We start from the raw sequence: 17,217 nt of genomic DNA, 5'->3' as shown, positions 1-17,217 counted from the left end.
GGGCCCGCGGCGGTCAGTCGCGGGCGAGCCGGGTCGCTGCCGCCGCCATCGCGCGCCGCGCCACGCGGTCGACCTCGCGCAGCGCCGTCGACCGCTGGTCCGCCTGCCACAGGTTCACCGCGCCGCCGTCGTCGCGCACCGCGAGGCGGACGATCGCGCGCAGCCGCGCGGCGCTGGTCAGCACGCGCAGCCGCTGACCGTCCAGGCCGGCGGGCAGGCGCGACGGCGTGAGGGCGCCGTCGCGGACGCGCGCGATCTCGTCCGCCGCGTCGGCGCTCCAGCGGGCGACGTCCAGCCCGACGAGTGCCTCGGTCGCCGTGCGCAGGCCGTCGCGCAGGGCACGCTCGGCCTCCTCGAGCGAGCCGACCTGCGCGTGCGCCGCACGCCGCCAGTCGGCGACGTCCACGAGGCTCCAGCGCACGAGGTGGCCGGGCTCGAGGTCCGAGCCGAAGCGCTCCACGTGCGGGACCACGGCCGAGGTCGCGTCGCCGGTCGCGACGAGCACGCACTCGCCCGCGGCGGTCGCGTCGCCGGACGCAGGCGGGGGGACGGCCACGGGCTCACCGGGCACGGGCAGCGCGACGCCGACCTCGGTCGGCGCGGGGGAGTCCGTCAGCCACTGGACGAGGGGCACGACGTCGTCGTCGCCGCGGCGCACGACGTGCGGCTCGTCCGCGCCCTGCACGGCGAGCGTCGCGCGGCGCGGCTCGCCGGGGGAGGACAGCCACAGCGCGAGCAGGACGGAACGGGGGAGGTCGAGAGCGGGTGCCACGCGCCCCACGGTAGGACGGGCGCACCCCCGCCGTGGGCACGGCGGGGGCGTGCCCTGCGTCACCGGACCGGTGCCGGGACGGGTACCGGGACGGTGCCCCGCGGTCAGGACGCGCGCGCGGCCAGCTCCTCGCGCACGAGCGCCGAGAGCGCCCGCCCGTCGGCACCCCGCCCGGCGCGGGCCGTGACCTCCTTCATCACCCGGCCCATGTCCTTCGGGCCGGCGGCGCCGAGCTCGTCGACGACGGTGCGCACCAGCCCGGCGAGCTCCTCCGCCGTCGGCGCCGCCGGCAGGTACGTCGCGATGAGGTCGGCCTCGGCGGTCTCGGTCGCCGCCCGCTCCGCCGCGCCCGCGTCGGCGTATATCTGCGCGGACTCGCGCCGCTTCTTGACCTCGCGCGCCAGCACGGCCAGGACGTCGTCCTCGCTCAGCTCGCGCACGGCCGGGCCTGCCTTCGCCTCCGCACGCACGGCGCCGATCGCCTGGCGCAGCGTGTTCGTGCGGGTCGCGTCGCGGGCCTTCATGGACGCCGTGAGGTCGGCGTCGAGACGCTCGAGGGTGCTCATGGCACCAGCCTGCACGGCCGGTGCCCCGCGCGTCGCCCCGATACCCGGGCGGGCCGGGGACCGGGGTGACGCGGGCGTCAGCCGATGGCGTGCACCGGTGCGGCCAGGGGCGTGCCGGAGCCGTCGCGGCGCGGGTCGGGCTCGGGCAGCGGGACGGGCTGCCCGCCGGACCCCGTCGCGCGGGCGGGGGTGGGGCCGACGTGGGCGAGGATCAGCGCGTCCTCGCCCTTGAGGAACCGGTGGGCCCGCACGCCGCCGGTCGCCCGCCCCTTGGCGGGGTAGACCGCGAGCGGGGTGACCTTCGCGGAGCCGGTCTGCGTGCCCGGCAGCGCCGACGACGCACCGGCGACGGTCACGACGACCGGGTCCGCATCCTCGGGGCGGACCACGTCGAACGAGACGACGCGCGCGCCCGCGCCCAGCTTCATGCCGGCCATGCCGCCCGCGGGGCGGCCCTGCGGGCGCACGTGCGCCGCGGCGAAGTGCAGCAGCGACGCGTCCGACGCCACGAGCACGAGCTCGTCCTCGTCGCGGGCGGGGGCGGCCCCCACCACCTCGTCGCCGTCCTTCAGTCCGATGACCTCCCACGCGTCGCGGTTGCCCGGCACGTCGCCCGGCGTCACGCGCTTCACGACGCCCTGCACGGTCGCGAGCGCGAGCGGCGGCGCGTCCGCGGTCAGCGGCACCAGGGCCACGACGCGCTCGTCCTTCTCGAGCGCCGCGGCCTCGCCGACGGGCAGGCCGCCCGACAGCGTGGGCGGGCCGTCGGTCGGCGGCAGCGCGGGCAGGTCGAGCACGGGGACGCGCACGACGCGCCCGCGGTTCGTCAGCGCGCCGACCTCCGCGCGCGCCGTCGTCGCCACCGCCGAGGTGACGACGTCGTGCCGGCTGCGCCGCGTGCCGTCGCCGCGCACCGGCTCGGCCTCGTCCCCCGTGCGGGCGAGCAGCCCGGTGGCCGACAGCAGCGCCCAGCACGGCGTGTCCGCGATCTCCAGGGGGGCGGCGGCCTTGCCCCGCCCCGCGGGGGCCGCGGCGGCACCGGCGACGCTCGCCCCGCCGGCGTGCTCCAGCAGGATCGTCCGCCGCGGCGTGCCGAAGGTCGCCGCGACCTCCGCCATCTCGTCGGAGACCTGGCTGCGCAGCAGCGCCTCGTCGGCGAGCAGGGCCTGCAGGCGGGCGATCTCCTCGGTCAGCTCGGTCTGCTCGCGCTCGAGCTCGAGCCGCGAGAACCGCGTGAGGCGGCGCAGGCGCAGCTCGAGGATGTACTCGGCCTGCGGCTCCGACAGGTCGAAGACCGTGCGCAGGCGCGTGCGCGCCTCGTCGGAGTCCTCGGACGTCCGGATGACCTGGATGACCTCGTCGATGTCGAGGATCGCCACGAGCAGGCCCTCGACGAGGTGCAGGCGCTCCTGCCGCTTGCGCAGGCGGTACCGGGTGCGGCGGCGCACCACGTCGATGCGGTGGTCCACCCAGACCTGCAGCAGCTCGCGCAGGCCGAGCGTGCGCGGCTGGCCGTCGACGAGCGCGACGTTGTTGATGGAGAACGACTCCTCCATCGGCGTGTAGCGGTAGAGCTGCTCGAGCACGGCCTCCGGGTGGAAGCCCGTCTTGACCTCGATGACGAGGCGCAGGCCGTGCTGGCGGTCGGTGAGGTCGACGGCGTCCGCGATGCCGGAGAGCTTCTTGGACTGCACGCCCTCCTTGATCTTCTCGATGACCTTCTCGGGCCCGACCGTGTAGGGCAGCTCGGTGACGACGATGCCCTTGCGCTTGGGCGTGACGTTCTCGATCCGGGCGGTGGCACGGGTGCGGAACGCGCCGCGGCCCGTGCGGTACGCGTCGCGCACGCCGTCGAGGCCCACAACCTTGCCGCCCGTCGGCAGGTCCGGCCCCGGGACGAACCGCATGAGGTCCTCGAGCGTCGCGTCGGGGTGCAGCACGAGGTGCCGCGCGGCCGCGACGACCTCGACCAGGTTGTGGGGGGCCATGTTCGTCGCCATGCCGACCGCGATGCCGGTCGCGCCGTTGACGAGCAGGTTCGGGATCGCGGCCGGCAGCACGCCCGGCTGCGTCAGCTTGCTGTCGTAGTTCGGCACGAGGTCGACGACGTCCTCGTCGAGCCCCTGGGTCATCGCGACCGCCGCGGGTGCCATGCGCGCCTCGGTGTACCGGGAGGCGGCCGGGCCGTCGTCCAGGGAGCCGAAGTTGCCGTGCCCGTCGACGAGCGGCAGCCGCAGCGAGAACGGCTGCGCGAGCCGGACCATCGCGTCGTAGATCGGCGCGTCGCCGTGCGGGTGCAGCTTGCCCATCACCTCGCCGACCACGCGCGCCGACTTCACGTACGGGCGGTCGGGCCGCAGGCCCATGTCGGCCATCTGGTAGACGATGCGCCGCTGCACCGGCTTGAGCCCGTCCCGCGCGTCCGGCAGTGCCCGGGAGTAGATGACCGAGTACGCGTACTCGAGGAACGACCCCTCCATCTCGGTCGCGACGTCGATGTCGACGATCTTCTCGACGAGGTCCTCGGGCGGCAGGTCGGGGGTCGCGGGACGACGCGCCATGGGGTGCTCTGCTCCTCGGGGTGCGGGTGGGCGGCGGGTGCCGCGGCGCCCATTGTCCCGCGTCGCGGACCCGCGCCGGGCACGGCACGCCCGCGCCGGCGCAGGGGGTCGGCACCGGCGGGCCGGCGGCGCCCCCGCTAGCCTGGCGGACATGGCCGACGACGTCCCCCGTCCGCCGCGCAGCGGGGCAGCCGACACCGGGGCTCCGGCGTACCCGGCGGCGTGGGAGGCCGACGTGGTGCTGCACGACGGGTCGACGACCCGCCTGCGGCCGATCCGCCCCGAGGACGCCGACGCGCTGCAGGCGTTCCACGTCGCGCAGTCCGAGCGCTCGACGTTCCTGCGCTTCTTCGCCGCCCTCGAGCGGCTCCCGGAGCGCGACCTGCACCGGCTGGTGCACGTGGACCACGTGGACCGCGTCGCGCTCGTCGCCGTCGCGGGCACGCCCCGCCCCGCGCCGGGGACCGACGGCGACGGGGGCGGCGCCGACGCCTTCGAGCGGATCATCGGCGTCGCACGGTACGACCGCGTCGAGGGGGAGAGCGCCGAGGTCGCGTTCAACATCGCCGACGCCCACCAGGGCAAGGGCCTCGCGTCCGTGCTGCTCGAGCACCTGGCCGCGGCCGCCCGGGAGCGCGGCGTGCGCCGGTTCGTGGCCGAGGTGCTGCCGCAGAACGGGCGCATGCTGCACGTGTTCCGCGACGCCGGGTACGAGGTGCGGCAGCGCACCGAGGACGGCGTCGTGCAGGTGACGTTCGACATCGACCCGACCGAGCGGTCGCTCGCGGTCATGGCCGACCGCGAGCACCGTGCCGAGGCGCGGTCGATGCGCGCGCTGCTCACGGCGCGGCGCGTCCTGCTCGTCGGGCCCGGGCCGCAGCCGGAGCGGGCGCTGCACGCGGCGCATGCCGAGCGCGTGCTCGGCGGTCTCCTCCCGGCGGCCCGCGACGGCAGCACGACCGTCCACGCCGTCGGCGTGCCCACGGCCGCGGGTACGGACGGCGTCCACGTGCACGAGCGCGTCGACGACGTGCCGGCGCCCGTCGACCTCGCGGTCGTGGTGCTGCCCGCCGAGCAGGTGCTCGACGCCGCACGCCGCCTGGGCGCCCTGGGCGTGCGCGGGCTCGTGCTGCTCTCGTCCGGCTTCGCCGAGGCCGGGCCGGAGGGGCTCGCCCGGCTGCGGCTGCTGCTGGGCGTCGTGCACGGCGCGGGCATGCGCCTGGTCGGCCCCGCCTCGTTCGGGATCGTCAGCCACCACGACGGCACGACGCTCGACCTGTCGCTCGCGGAGCACCCGCCACGCCCCGGGCGCATCGGGCTGTTCTCCCAGTCCGCCCCGCTCGCCGTCCCGCTGCTCGCGGCCGTCGAGCGCCGCGGCCTGGGGCTCGCGCAGTTCGTCTCGGCGGGGCACCGGGCCGACGTGTCGGGCAACGACCTCATGCAGTTCTGGGGCGAGGACGACTCCACGGACGTCGTCGCGCTCTACCTCGAGTCCATCGGCAACCCCCGGAAGTTCTCCCGGGTCGCCCGCCGGCTGGCGGCGCACAAGCCGGTCGTGGTCGTCACGGCCGGTCGCTCCGGGCAGGTCGTCCCGCCCGGCCACGCCGTGCGCCCGACCCGCGCGCCCCGGCGCACCCTCGAGGAGGTCATGCGCCTGTCGGGTGTGATCCGCGTCGAGAACCAGCACCAGCTCCTCGACGTCGTGCAGGTGCTCGCGCACCAGCCGCTGCCCGCCGGCCGGCGCACGTCCATCCTGGCGAGCTCCGCGAGCGTCGCCGCGCTCGTCGCCGAGGCCGCGGCCGCGGCCGGTCTTGTCGTGACCGGACGGGTCGAGCTGCTCGTCGAGGACGCACCCGTCGACGAGGTGCGCGCGACCGTCGAGCGTCTGTACGCCGACCCGCAGACCGACGTCGTGGTCGCCGTGCGGCTGCCGACCCTCGGCACGCCCGACCCCGCCGTCGCGCAGGAGCTGGCGCGCGCCGCGGCCGCCAGCGGCCGGACGACGGTCGCGTGCATGGTCGGGCTGCACGGCATCACCGACGACCTCACCGCCCCGGACCCCACGGGCCGCCCCCGCACCGTCCCCGCCTACAGCGCCCCCGAGGACGCCGTGCTGGCCCTGGGCCACGCGGCCCGGTACGCGGCGTGGCGCGGCACCGACCGGGGCAGGCCCGTGCGCCCCGAGGGCGTCGACACGCGCGCGGCGGAGCGCCTCGTCGCGGCCCGCCTGGCCGCCGGCCACGCGACCGACGGCAGCCCGGTGCCGCTGTCGTCCGCGGACGTCGCCGCGCTCCTCGCGACCGTGGGCGTGCACGTCTGGCCGTCCGTGCGGGTGCACGACGCGGACGAGGCCGTCGCGGCCGCCGAGCGCCTCGGCTGGCCCGTCGCCGTGAAGACGACCGTGCCCGCGCTGCGGCACCGCGCCGACCTCGGCGGGGTGCGGCTGGACGTCGCGGACGAGGCGGAGCTGCGCTCCGACGTCGCGGGCATCCTCGCGCTCGCGGCCGGGCACGACCCGGGCCCGGGCGTCCCGCCGCTCGAGGTGCAGGCGATGGCGCCCCACGGCGTGCCGTGCGTCGTCCGCTCCGCCGAGGACCCCCTGTTCGGGCCCGTCCTCAGCTTCGGCCTGTCCGGCGACGCCACCGACCTGCTCGGCGACGTCGCCTACGGCGTCCCGCCCCTGACCGACGTGGACGTCGCCGAGATCGTGCGGACGCCGCGGGCCGCGCCGCGGCTGTTCGGGTACCGGGGCCTGCCGCTGCTCGACGTCGCGGCGCTGGAGGACCTCGTGGCCCGCGTGTCGGTGCTCGCCGACGCGCTGCCGGACCTGCGGGCGCTCGAGCTCGCACCGGTGGTCGTGTCCCCGGCGGGCGTCGCCGTGCTCGGGGCGACCGCGTCCGTGGCGCCCGCGGACCGCGCGGACGCGCTGCGCCGGCTGGCCCGGACGTGAGGCGCCCCCGGCGCAGGTGGGAGGATGGGGACGTGCCCGCACCGTCGACGACCCTCCAGCACGACCTGCACCGCGCCGGCTACTACCCGGAGCTCGTGGGTGACGTCCTCGACCTCGCGCTCGCGGGGGAGGACGTCGTGGCCCACCTGGTGCACCCCGAGACGACCTTCGACGCGAACGAGGTCCGCCGGCACGTCACCGTGCTGGTCCTGACCCCGACGCGGCTCGTCGTCGCGCACGTGGACGACCACCCGGCGGACTCCGAGCACCCGTCGGCGAGCGCGTCCGCGACGACGGAGGCCGTCCCGCTGACCGAGCTGCGCTCGGTGGCGATCACGCACGTGGTGCCGAACCCGCAGCAGCACCGGTCGGGGGTCGACGCGACGGAGCTGACCCTCGCGATCGGGTGGGGCGCCGTGCAGCGCGTGGACCTGGAGCCCGCCAGCTGCCCCGACCCGGCCTGCGAGGCGGACCACGGCTACACGGGAACCCTCGCGCCCGACGACGTGGTCGTGCGGGTGAGTGCCGCGGCCGAGGGCCGCGACGCCGTCCGGGCCGCGACCGAGTTCGGGCGGACCCTGTCGGCCGCGTCGGCCCGCCGGTGAGCGCCTGGGCCGTCACCCCCGAGGCGGAGGAGCTCGTCCTCCCCGGGTCCGGGACGCGCTCGCTCGCGCACGTCCTGCCGGGGGTCGTCGCCGCGCTGGGTGCCGACCTGCCCGGTGCCGCGGACGCCCGGCGGGCGCTGGCGCTGCCGGCGGTGGAACGGGCGTGCGTCGTGCTGGTCGACGGGCTCGGCCACCTCAACCTCGCCGAGCGCGGCGGCCACGCACCGTTCCTGCGCTCGCTGCTGCCCGGGTCGGAGCCGCTCGTCACGACGTTCCCGTCCACCACGGCCACCGCGCTGGGCACGTTCGGCACGGGGGCGTCGCCCGGCGCGACCGGCATGCTCGGGTACACCGTCCGGGTGCCGGGCACCGGGGCGCTGGGCAACCTCGTCTCCTGGACGGACCTGCCGGACGCCCACGCGTGGCAGACCGAGCCGACGGTCCTCGAGCAGGCCGTGGCCGCCGGGCTGCCCGTCACGAGCATCGGGCCGGCGCGGTTCGCCGGGTCGGGGCTGACGAACGCGGTGCTGCGCGGTCCCGCCTACGTCGCGGCCGAGTCGCTCGACGCGCGGGTCGACGCGACCGTGCGCGCGCTGCGGGCACCGGGCCTGGCGTACCTGTACTGGGGCGAGGTCGACAAGGCCGGGCACCACCACGGCTGGGGCTCGTGGCAGTGGGGCGAGGCGCTGGGCGAGCTCGACGCGGCGCTCGCGCGGCTGTCGAGAAGCCTGCCGCGCGGCACGCTGCTCGTGGTCACGGCCGACCACGGCATGGTCGACGTCGACCCGGGCCGCCGCCGCGACCTCGCGGGCGACCCCGTCCTGGGTGCGGGCGTCGCGCTGACGGCGGGGGAGCCGCGCGCGCTGCACCTGCACCTGGACCCGGACGCCGACGCGGCGGCCGTGACCGAGCGGTGGCGTGCCGAGCTGGGCGAGGACGCGGTCGTGGCGACCCGGGACGACGCGGTCGCGGGCGGCTGGTTCGGCCCCGTGTCCGACCACGTCCGCCCCGTCGTGGGGGACGTGGTCGTGGCCATGACGGGCGCCGCCACGGTCGTGGACTCGCGCACGCAGACGCCGGCGTCGATCGCGCTCGTCGGGGTCCACGGGTCGCTCACCGCGCGCGAGATGCTCGTCCCGCTGCTGGTGCACGCGTGAGCGGGGAGGGCTGAGGGTGGCGGAGCTGGTCTTTTTCTCCGGGACCATGGACTGCGGCAAGTCGACCCTCGCGCTGCAGATGCACCACAACCACGCGGTGCGCGGGCGCGACGGCGTGCTGTTCACCCGGCACGACCGCGCCGGCGCCGCGACGATCTCGTCCCGCCTCGGGCTGCGCCGCCACGCCGAGGAGGTCGACGACGGCACGGACTTCTGGGCGGAGGTCGTCACGCGGCGCACGCGGGGGCGCCCGGTGGACTACCTGATCGCGGACGAGGCGCAGTTCTACACGGCGGCGCAGGTCGAGCAGCTGGCGCGGGTGGTCGACGAGCTGTCGGCCGACGTGTTCGCGTTCGGCATCACGACCGACTTCCGGGCCCGGCTGTTCCCCGGCTCGGCGCGGCTGGTCGAGCTGGCCGACCGCGTCGAGGTGCTGCAGGTGCGGGCGCTGTGCTGGTGCGGTGCCCGTGCCACCCACAACGCGCGCACGGTGGGCGGCGTCATGGTCGTCGAGGGCGAGCAGGTGGTGGTCGGCGACGTCGACGGCGACGGCGCCGACCGGGCGGAGGTCGCGTACGAGGTGCTGTGCCGCCGCCACCACGTCCGGCGCATGACGGCCGCGACCGCACGTGCACTGGCGCCGGGCGGGCAGGACGCCTTGTTCGAGGACGGCGACCCTGCCCGCAGGCCCGGCGCCTGAGAGGTACGACGTGCCCGCCCGGCGTCGCCGGGCGGGCACCGGTCTCACTCGGGCTTGGCGCCGAAGACGATCTCGTCCCAGCTGGGCACCTTCGCGCGCGTCCGGCGCGACCGGCGCTCCGGCGCGGGGCGCTCGGCGTCGGGCGCGTCGGAGGGCGCGTCGGGCGCGCCACCTGTCGCTGCCGTCGCCGCCGGTGCGGCGGCCGCGGCGGGGGAGAGCACGGGTGTCGGCGGCACGGCGGGGGCCGGTGCCGGCGCGGGCTCGTGCGGACGCTCGGCCGCGGGCGCCGGCTGCTGCCCGCGCGGCGGCGTCAGCACCACGGCCTCCCGCTCGGGGTCCGCGTCGACCGGGTGCGCGCCGGGCGCCGTGGCGTCGTCCACGCCGACCGTGGAGAAGTCGAACGCGTGCTGCGGGCCGAAGCCCTCGAACTCCTCGTCGTCGCCCTCCTCGTCGAGGGGCTGACGGACACCGCGCCGGGAGCGCAGCTCGTCGAGCAGCACGTGCGTCGGCTCCGGCTCCTCGGGGACGGGCGCCTCGGCGGGGGCCATCGCGTCGATGTCGAACACGACGTCGCGGACCGCCGCCAGGTGCCGCCGCGCCACCGGCTCGTCGATCTCCGTCTCGGACAGCCAGCGGGCCTCGTCCTCGACGGCGACCACGGCGCGCGCGACCGGGTCGTAGGTCCAGCGCGCCTCGCGCGGGCCGTCGGCGACGACGAACCGGGCGAGGACCGTCCAGGGCCCGCCGCCCTCCCGGGCGGCGTCCCACGCGAGCGAGGTCAGGTCGACGCCGCGGGCGGCGAGGCGGTCGGTCACCAGGTCGCCGAGCACGGGGGCACCCGCGTCCCGACCGACGCGCGTCGCCCGGGCCTGCTCGGCCACGTACTCGCGCTCGGCCAGCACGGGGCCCTCGTAGCGGCGCACCGCCTCGACGGGGACGCCCGACGCGTCCGCCACCTCCTGCGCTGTCGCCCCGGCGCGGATGCGCGCCTGGATCTCCCGCGGGCTCAGCGTCCCGGCCCGCTCCGCGCGCAGCTGCTCCAGCTGCGGACGGTCGCGTCGCACGGCCGCGCGCAACGGCTCGTCGATGCGCAGGCGGTAGCGCTGCCCGTCGGGCGCGACCAGGACGAGGTGCTCCCCGTCCTCGTGCAGACCGACCAGCTCCAGCTCACCCATCCGACCTCCCCGGGGCTCCGGGCACCGAGCCTGCCACCGATCGGCGGCCGTGGCGTGCACCTGGGCCCGGTGCGCCGTCACCCGGTTGCGTCACACGGCGCCCGCGCGCCGCGTGCGCGCGGTGCTGCGAGGATGGCGAACGTGCTGCCGGACCTGCCGTACGTGGCGCTGCTCGAGGCGGCCGGTGTCCTGGTCAGCGCCGCGTCGGGCGCCGTGGCCGCGGTGCGCAAGCAGTTCGACGTGTTCGGCATCCTCGTGCTGGCGTGGGTCACGGGGCTCGGCGGCGGCGTGCTGCGCGACGTCCTGCTCGGCGCCGTGCCGCCCGTCGGCATCAGCGACCCGTGGCTCGTGGTCGCCGCGCTGGCCGGGGGCGTGCTCATGTACTTCGGCCACCCGCGCCTGGAGCGCGCGCGCCGCACCGTCGTGGTGCTCGACGCGGGTGCACTCGCGCTCTTCACGGCCGTGGGCACCCTCAAGGGCCTCACGCTGGACGCGACGCCGCTGGCCGCGATCGCGGTGGGCGTCCTCACCGGCGTCGGCGGCGGCGTCCTGCGGGACCTGCTCACGGGCGAGGTGCCCGTGGTCCTGCACCACCGCCAGCTGTACGCGATCCCGGCTCTGGTCGGCGCCACCGCGATGGTGGTGCTCTGGTACGCCGACGTCACCGGTCCCGTCGTGACCGCCGCGGTCGCCGCGGGCGTCTTCGGCCTGCGGCTCGTGGCGCTGCGCTACCGGCTCAGCGCGCCGGGCCCCTGGCGCGGCGGCACCCGCTGAGCGCTCCGCCGCGGTCGCCGGGCGGTCCGCGGGGGCTGGGGCAGGATGACGCCATGACCGACCCCCGCCTGCTCGCCGACGCCGACCTCGTGGACAGCCTCGTGACCGTGGCGGAGGACGTCGCCCGGCGCGCCGGCACGCTCGTGCACGAGGGACGCCCCGCCGACCTCGGCGTCGCCGCCACCAAGACGAGCGCCGTTGACGTCGTCACCGCGATGGACCTCGCCAGCGAGGAGCTGCTGCGCACCGCCCTGGCCGAGCTGCGCCCGGACGACGGCGTGCTCGGCGAGGAGGCGGGCCACCAGGCCGGGACCTCCGGTGTCACGTGGGTCGTCGACCCGATCGACGGCACCGTCAACTACCTGTACGGCATCCCCGCGTACGCGGTGAGCGTCGCGGCCGTCGTGGACGAGAGGGCGGCCGCGGCCGGTGCGGCGCCCTCGCCCGAGACGTGGACCGTCCTCGCCGGGTGCGTGCACGCGCCCGCGCAGGGCCTGACCTACACCGCCGGACGCGGCCGTGGGGCGCACGCCGACGGCCGGCCGCTGCGGCTGACGCCCCCGCCGCCGCTCGCGCGGTCCCTCGTGGGGACGGGCTTCGGCTACGTCGCGGCGCGCCGGCGGGCGCAGGCCCGGGTCCTCACCGAGGTCCTGCCCCGTGTCCGGGACATCCGCCGCGCCGGTGCCGCCGCGCTGGACCTGTGCGCCGTCGCGGCCGGTCGCCTGGACCTGTACTACGAGCGCGGGCTCGGGCCGTGGGACATGGCGGCGGCGTCCCTCGTCGTGGCCGAGGCGGGCGGCGACGTGCGCGGCCTGCGCGGGCGCCCGGCGGGCACGGAGATGACCGTCGCCGGTGCGCCCGAGCGGGTCGCCGAGCTGGTCGCGCTGCTCGAGGAGCTCGACGCCGACAGCGACGCCCCGGCCTGACAGCGGGCGGCGCGGGGGGTAGACAGGAACCCTCGCGCGGGTGAGGGGGAGACGTGCGTCACGCGACCGGCTGTGGGCCCTGTCACCTGCGCGGACATGGGCACGTGTCCGTGTTCGCGTCCGCCCCTCCGGTGGTGCACAATCCGACCGCGCGGGGGAACAAACCAGGGCTGTCGAGCATTGAGCCCCCGTACCCCCGGATCCCACGGCAGAAGACGGAGTGTGACGCCGCACATGGCAACCGACTACGACGCCCCGCGCAAGACCGAGGAGGACCTGAGCGAGGACTCGCTGCAGGAGCTCCAGGCCCGGCGCTCCGACAAGAACTCGGGCGTGGTGGACGAGGACGAGACGGAGGCTGCCGAGGGCTTCGAGCTCCCCGGTGCCGACCTGTCCGGCGAGGAGCTCTCCGTCCGCGTCCTGCCCCGCCAGGCCGACGAGTTCACGTGCTCCAAGTGCTTCCTGGTGCACCACCGCAGCCAGCTCGCCTACGAGCGTGACGGCCAGCCCGTCTGCTCGGAGTGCGCCGCCTGACCTGCGTCTCGACCACCGACGGCCGGTCGCCCCACCCGGGGCGGCCGGCCGTCGTCGTCCCGAGCCGCGGCCGTGCCGGGCCCCGGCGTCAGGCGGAGGTGCCCCGCAGGGCGGCGACGAGCTCCTCCGGCCGGCGGGTCGAGACGATCCAGTAGGGCGTCGGGTCCTGCGGGTCGCGGACCTCGACCCGCACGGCGGTGCCGACCCAGGCCCGCAGGCACGCGAACGCCCGCGCGTCGAGCGCCGGGCCCATCTCGACCCGCAGCTCCTCCCGCGACAACGGCCGGGGGTCGGCGAGCAGACGCACGGGGATGCGGGCGGTGCCGGCGCGCAGGGTGCCCCGCTCGACCTGGACGACCGGCGTGGTCAGCACGGCGACCGCCAGGCCGCCGAGGACCGCCAGGACGGCGACGACGAGCGCCACCAGGTCGTCCACGGGCAGGAGCGCGACGCCCAGCACGACGCCGAACGCGACGACGCCGACCCACCCGAGCGGACCGGGCCACAGGCGCTCCCGGAAGACGGGGCGGCCGGCGGACGGTGCGGGCGTGGCGGCGGGGTGCTCGGTGGGTGCGGGCATGGCACCAGGATCCCACCCGGACCGCGCCGCGATCCCGCCGGGCCGCGCGGACGGGCGACGCCGGTCCGCGGCCCGGCGGGTGTGGCGCGTCGGCGGGTGCGCGGTAGGGTCGGCCCCCGTGACCGAGACCGCCCGCGAGCACGCGGCGACAGCGGACGCCGGTCCGGAGGCTCCCGGCGGCGCCGTGCGGGTGCTGCTGCGCCGGCTGGACCCGGACCTGCCGCCCCCCGCCTACGCCCACCCCGGCGACGCCGGTGCCGACCTCGTCGCCCGGGAGGACGTCGTCCTGCCGCCGCACGGGCGGCGCACCGTGCCCACGGGCGTCGCGATCGCCCTGCCCGAGGGGTACGCGGCGTTCGTGCACCCGCGCTCGGGGCTCGCGGCCCGGCACGGCGTCACGGTCCTCAACGCACCGGGGACGGTGGACGCCGGCTACCGCGGGGAGATCGCCGTGACGCTCCTCAACACCGACCCCGAGCACAGCGTGGAGCTGCGCCGGGGCGACCGGATCGCGCAGCTGGTCGTGCAGCGCGTCGAGCACGCCGCGTTCGTCGAGGTCGACGAGCTGCCCGACTCCGTCCGCGGGGCGGGCGGCTTCGGCTCCAGCGGCGGCTGGGGGTCGGCTCCGCCACGGGCCTGAGAGACGCCTGAGGACGAACTACCGTCGTCACCGACGGCGTTGATGATGGACGAGGGCGCACGGGCGCCGGTCGGAGGAGTGGGGATCGTGGGTCTGTTCCGTCGGGGGCCGAAGAAGGTCGAGGAGGCCGACGCGGCCGAGGTCGCCGAGGTGGCGGACGGGGCGACGCCGCCGGGCGAGGACGCCGGGGAGGCGTCCGTCGACGGCACGCCGGGCGTCGGCCCGTGGGACGCCGCGGACGCGGTGCCCGGGGTCCCGCGCGTCGACCTCGGCGCGATCCTCCTGCCCGGTGTGCAGGGCATGGAGGTGCGCCTGGAGATCGACAAGGCGACGAACGTCGTCTCGGCGGCGACGGTGCTGCTGGAGGGGTCGTCGCTGCAGGTGCAGGCGTTCGCCGCGCCGCGCACCGAGGGCATCTGGGACGAGATCCGCGAGGAGATCGCCCAGTCGATCACGCAGCAGGGCGGCACGGTGGACGACCTGCCGGGGCCGTTCGGGCGCGAGCTGCTCGCCCGCCTGCCCGTGCGCACCCCCGAGGGACGCACCGGGCACCGCCCGGCCCGCTTCATCGGGACCGACGGGCCCCGCTGGTTCCTGCGCGGCGTCCTCACCGGCAAGGCCGCGGTCGAGCCGGACGCGGCCCGCGCCCTGGAGGACCTGTTCGGGCAGATCGTCGTGGTGCGCGGCCAGGAGCCGCGGCCGCCGCGCGACCTGCTCGCCCTCAAGCTCCCGGAGGGTGCGCCGACGCCGCAGGCGCCGGCCGCACCCGCACCGCGGTTCGAGCCCCCCGCCCGGGGCCCCGAGATCACGGAGATCGGATGACCCTCAAGGACCGGGTCCGCAAGGCCCTCGCCTCCCAGGCGGAGATCGAGGCGGACGAGGAGCGCGCGGACGCCCTCGCCGTGCCGGGCTGCTGCGCCGTCGACCGGCTGCAGGACCGCACGCGTGCGTCGGTGTCCGGCGTGCTGCGCTCGGTGACGCTGCGCCCGCGCGAGGGCGTGCCGGCGCTCGAGGCCGAGCTGTACGACGGGTCGGGCACGCTCGACCTCGTGTGGCTGGGCCGCCGGCAGATCGCCGGCATCGAGCCCGGGCGCCGCCTGCGCGTCGACGGCATGGTGTGCCGGGTGGACGGGCGGCGCACGCTGTTCAACCCCCGCTACGAGCTGCGCCCGCGGCCGGGGGAGTGAGCGTGGACGGGACGGGACCCGAGCGGCCCGCGGACGACCCGCCGGTGCTGGACGTCGTCGACGACGTGACGCCGCCCGAGGACGGCGGCGCGCGCGGGATGCGCGCGATCACCGCCGAGCAGTTCTCCGCGCTGGACGCGATCGGCGGCGTGCGCGGTGCGGTCGAGGCCGTCGCGCCGGGCCTGCTGTTCGTCGTCGTGTACCTGGCCGCCGGTCAGCGGCTCACGCCCGCGCTGGTCGCCGCCGGGGGTGCCGCCGTGCTCGCGGTGCTGGCGCGGCTCGTGCAGCGCACGCCCCTGACGCAGGCGTTCTCGGGCGTCATCGGCGTCGCGGTCGGCGTGATCTGGGCCTGGCGCACGGGCGACGCGAGCGACTACTTCGCCTACGGCCTGCTCGTGAACGCCGCGTACCTGGTCGGCACGCTGGTGACGATCCTCGTCGGCTGGCCGCTGGTCGGGCTCGTCGTCGGGCTGTTCCGCAACGACGGGCCGCTCACGGGCGGCCCCTGGTCGGCGGTCGTGGACTGGCGGCGCGACCCCGTGCGCCGGCGGCGGTACGCGCTCGCGACGTGGCCGTGGGTCGGCATGTTCGGGCTGCGCCTGGCCGTGCAGCTGCCGCTCTACTGGGCGGGCGAGGTCGCGTGGCTCGGCACCGCCAAGCTCGCGATGGGCCTGCCGCTGACGGCGCTCGCGCTGTGGCTCAGCTGGATGCTGGTGCGCGGGTCAGGAGGCGCTGCAGCGCCGCCTCGTCCGCGTCCCGACCGGTGACGAAGAGCAGCTCGTCGCGTCCCTCGAGGGTGTCGTCGGCGGTCGGCGCGATGGGCCGCGCGTCGCGGACGATGCACGCGAGGACCGTGTCCGCCGGCCAGGCGACCTGACCGACGCGCACGCCCGCCAGCGGCGAGTCCTCGGGCAGCGTGAGCTCGAGGATGTCCGCCTTGGACTGGTGGAACGTGAAGATCCGGACGAGGTCGCCGACCGCCACGGCCTCCTCGACCATCGCCGTCATGATGCGCGGCGTCGACACGGCCACGTCGACGCCCCAGGCCGCGTCGAACATCCACTCGTTCTTGGGGTTGTTCACGCGCGCGACCGTGCGCGGCACGCCGAACTCGGTCTTCGCGAGCAGCGAGATGACGAGGTTCGCCTTGTCGTCGCCCGTCGCGGCGACCATGACGTCGCACTCGTCGGCGCGCACCTCGCGCAGCGTGGGCAGCTCGCACGCGTCGGCGAGCAGCCAGTCGGCGTCCGCGACCTGCGCGACGCGCATGGCCGACGGCTGGCGGTCGACCAGGGTGACCTCGTGGTCGGCCGCGAGCAGCTCGCGGGCGATGGAGCGGCCGACCGAGCCGGCCCCGGCGATGACGACCCTCACGCGGTCACCGCCGGGGGAGCGGTGAGCACGCGCTCGACGGCGGGCGCGTCGTCGGCGCGCAGCAGCATGTGCACGGTGTCGTTCTCCTGGAGCACGGTCGCGGCGGTCGGCAGCACGCCGTCGCCGTAGCGGGTGAGGTAGGCGACGCGGGCGCCGGAGGCGTCCTCGAGGGCGCGGACGGGCAGGCCGACCCAGCCGGCGTGGACGTCGACCTGCGAGAGCTGGATCTGCCCGGAGGCGTCCCGGTACTCGTCGGTCGTGCCCATGGGCAGCAGCCGGCGCAGCACCTGGTCGGCGGTCCACCGCACCGTCGCGACCGTGGGGATGCCCAGGCGCTGGTAGATCTCGGCGCGGTGCGGGTCGTAGATGCGCGCGACGACGTTCTGCACGCCGAACGTCTCGCGCACGACGCGCGCGGCGAGGATGTTCGAGTTGTCGCCGTCCGACACCGCGGCGAACGCGTACGCGTCGTCGATGCCGGCCGTGCGCAGCGTGTCCCGGTCGAACCCCAGCCCGGTCACCTTGTTGCCGGTGAAGCCCGCGTCGAGGCGCCGGAAGGCGTCGGGGAACTGGTCGATGACGGCGACGGAGTGGCCGCGGGACTCCAGGGACTGCGCCAGGGTGGCCCCCACGCGGCCGCAGCCCATGATCACGAAGTGCACAGCCGGTCACGGTATACCCGCGCACCCGTCCCCACCGCCTCGGCGGGGATCGTG

Annotated in this window: 18 protein-coding genes; 11 read left to right on the top strand and 7 right to left on the bottom strand. The window is 76.9% G+C overall.

From position 1 onward, the window contains the following. Positions 1-13: 13 nt before the first annotated feature. The 3 genes from FB586_RS15430 to FB586_RS15420 form a co-directional block, all read right to left on the bottom strand. Positions 14-772 (bottom strand): Rv1486c family protein, encoded by a 759-nt coding sequence (locus tag FB586_RS15430; RefSeq protein ID WP_136520182.1) that lies wholly within the window; start codon positions 770-772, stop codon positions 14-16. A 104-nt stretch (positions 773-876) separates the two neighbouring features. Further along, entirely contained in the window at positions 877-1,338 is a 462-nt protein-coding gene (locus FB586_RS15425; protein ID WP_136520181.1) for a GatB/YqeY domain-containing protein, read from the bottom strand. A gap of 77 nt (positions 1,339-1,415) precedes the next feature. Further along, positions 1,416-3,899, bottom strand: coding sequence for a DNA gyrase/topoisomerase IV subunit A (locus FB586_RS15420; RefSeq protein ID WP_136520180.1), 2,484 nt, complete (start codon positions 3,897-3,899; stop codon positions 1,416-1,418). Positions 3,900-4,050: 151 nt separating this feature from the next. Here FB586_RS15420 and FB586_RS15415 point away from each other — a divergent pair, with 151 nt between their 5' ends. From FB586_RS15415 to FB586_RS15400, 4 genes are read left to right on the top strand one after another with little or no spacing between them, the layout of a single operon-like run. Next, positions 4,051-6,849 (top strand): GNAT family N-acetyltransferase, encoded by a 2,799-nt coding sequence (locus FB586_RS15415; RefSeq protein ID WP_136520179.1) that lies wholly within the window; start codon positions 4,051-4,053, stop codon positions 6,847-6,849. 32 nt (positions 6,850-6,881) lie between these two features. After that, positions 6,882-7,454, top strand: coding sequence for a DUF5998 family protein (locus tag FB586_RS15410; RefSeq protein ID WP_136520178.1), 573 nt, complete (start codon positions 6,882-6,884; stop codon positions 7,452-7,454). Continuing rightward, on the top strand, positions 7,451-8,611 hold the full coding sequence (locus FB586_RS15405) for an alkaline phosphatase family protein (RefSeq protein ID WP_136520177.1): 1,161 nt from the start codon (positions 7,451-7,453) through the stop codon (positions 8,609-8,611). The genes FB586_RS15410 and FB586_RS15405 overlap by 4 nt, the downstream gene beginning before the upstream one ends. 16 nt (positions 8,612-8,627) lie before the next feature. Continuing rightward, entirely contained in the window at positions 8,628-9,311 is a 684-nt protein-coding gene (locus tag FB586_RS15400; RefSeq protein ID WP_136520176.1) for a thymidine kinase, read from the top strand. Between the two features lie 44 nt (positions 9,312-9,355). On the opposite strand, the gene sepH is transcribed toward FB586_RS15400, so the two are convergent. Then, complete coding sequence (sepH, locus tag FB586_RS15395) at positions 9,356-10,486, bottom strand: septation protein SepH (RefSeq protein WP_136520175.1); 1,131 nt, start codon at positions 10,484-10,486, stop codon at positions 9,356-9,358. Positions 10,487-10,618: 132 nt separating this feature from the next. Between sepH and FB586_RS15390 the strand changes: the two genes are divergently transcribed. From FB586_RS15390 to FB586_RS15380, 3 genes are all read left to right on the top strand, one after another. After that, positions 10,619-11,260: a trimeric intracellular cation channel family protein gene (locus FB586_RS15390; RefSeq protein WP_136520174.1), complete on the top strand. Its 642-nt coding sequence runs from the start codon at positions 10,619-10,621 to the stop codon at positions 11,258-11,260. Positions 11,261-11,313: 53 nt separating this feature from the next. Beyond that, on the top strand, positions 11,314-12,186 hold the full coding sequence (locus FB586_RS15385) for an inositol monophosphatase family protein (protein WP_136520173.1): 873 nt from the start codon (positions 11,314-11,316) through the stop codon (positions 12,184-12,186). A gap of 234 nt (positions 12,187-12,420) precedes the next feature. Continuing rightward, positions 12,421-12,720: a DUF4193 domain-containing protein gene (locus FB586_RS15380; protein ID WP_135973448.1), complete on the top strand. Its 300-nt coding sequence runs from the start codon at positions 12,421-12,423 to the stop codon at positions 12,718-12,720. 88 nt (positions 12,721-12,808) lie between these two features. Here FB586_RS15380 and FB586_RS15375 read toward each other — a convergent pair whose 3' ends face one another. Continuing rightward, the gene (locus tag FB586_RS15375; RefSeq protein WP_136520172.1) at positions 12,809-13,300 is read right to left on the bottom strand and encodes a DUF3093 domain-containing protein; all 492 of its coding nucleotides are present in this window, start codon (positions 13,298-13,300) and stop codon (positions 12,809-12,811) included. A 118-nt stretch (positions 13,301-13,418) separates the two neighbouring features. Here FB586_RS15375 and dut point away from each other — a divergent pair, with 118 nt between their 5' ends. From dut to FB586_RS15355, 4 genes are all read left to right on the top strand, one after another. Further along, on the top strand, positions 13,419-13,940 hold the full coding sequence (dut, locus tag FB586_RS15370; RefSeq protein WP_222928376.1) for a dUTP diphosphatase: 522 nt from the start codon (positions 13,419-13,421) through the stop codon (positions 13,938-13,940). A gap of 87 nt (positions 13,941-14,027) precedes the next feature. Further along, positions 14,028-14,762, top strand: a complete 735-nt coding sequence (locus FB586_RS15365) for a DUF3710 domain-containing protein (RefSeq protein ID WP_246036797.1) — start codon at positions 14,028-14,030, stop codon at positions 14,760-14,762. Then, positions 14,759-15,127, top strand: a complete 369-nt coding sequence (locus FB586_RS15360; protein ID WP_136520169.1) for an OB-fold nucleic acid binding domain-containing protein — start codon at positions 14,759-14,761, stop codon at positions 15,125-15,127. The genes FB586_RS15365 and FB586_RS15360 overlap by 4 nt, the downstream gene beginning before the upstream one ends. Before the next feature lie 2 nt (positions 15,128-15,129). Continuing rightward, positions 15,130-15,894, top strand: a complete 765-nt coding sequence (locus tag FB586_RS15355) for a DUF3159 domain-containing protein (RefSeq protein WP_306419172.1) — start codon at positions 15,130-15,132, stop codon at positions 15,892-15,894. Here FB586_RS15355 and FB586_RS15350 read toward each other — a convergent pair. Next, positions 15,827-16,501 carry a potassium channel family protein gene (locus FB586_RS15350; protein ID WP_136520168.1) on the bottom strand — a complete coding sequence of 225 codons (675 nt, stop codon included), beginning with the start codon at positions 16,499-16,501 and terminating at the stop codon, positions 15,827-15,829. The genes FB586_RS15355 and FB586_RS15350 overlap by 68 nt on opposite strands. Continuing rightward, the gene (locus FB586_RS15345; RefSeq protein WP_136520282.1) at positions 16,498-17,148 is read right to left on the bottom strand and encodes a potassium channel family protein; all 651 of its coding nucleotides are present in this window, start codon (positions 17,146-17,148) and stop codon (positions 16,498-16,500) included. The genes FB586_RS15350 and FB586_RS15345 overlap by 4 nt, the downstream gene beginning before the upstream one ends. Between the last annotated feature and the right edge of the window lie 69 nt (positions 17,149-17,217).

The organism is Cellulomonas telluris, from assembly GCF_004886325.1.
Lineage (GTDB): Bacteria > Actinomycetota > Actinomycetes > Actinomycetales > Cellulomonadaceae > Cellulomonas > Cellulomonas telluris.
The sequence above is the reverse complement of the archived record's forward strand: the minus strand, read 5'-3'. Positions and strand labels throughout refer to the sequence as shown.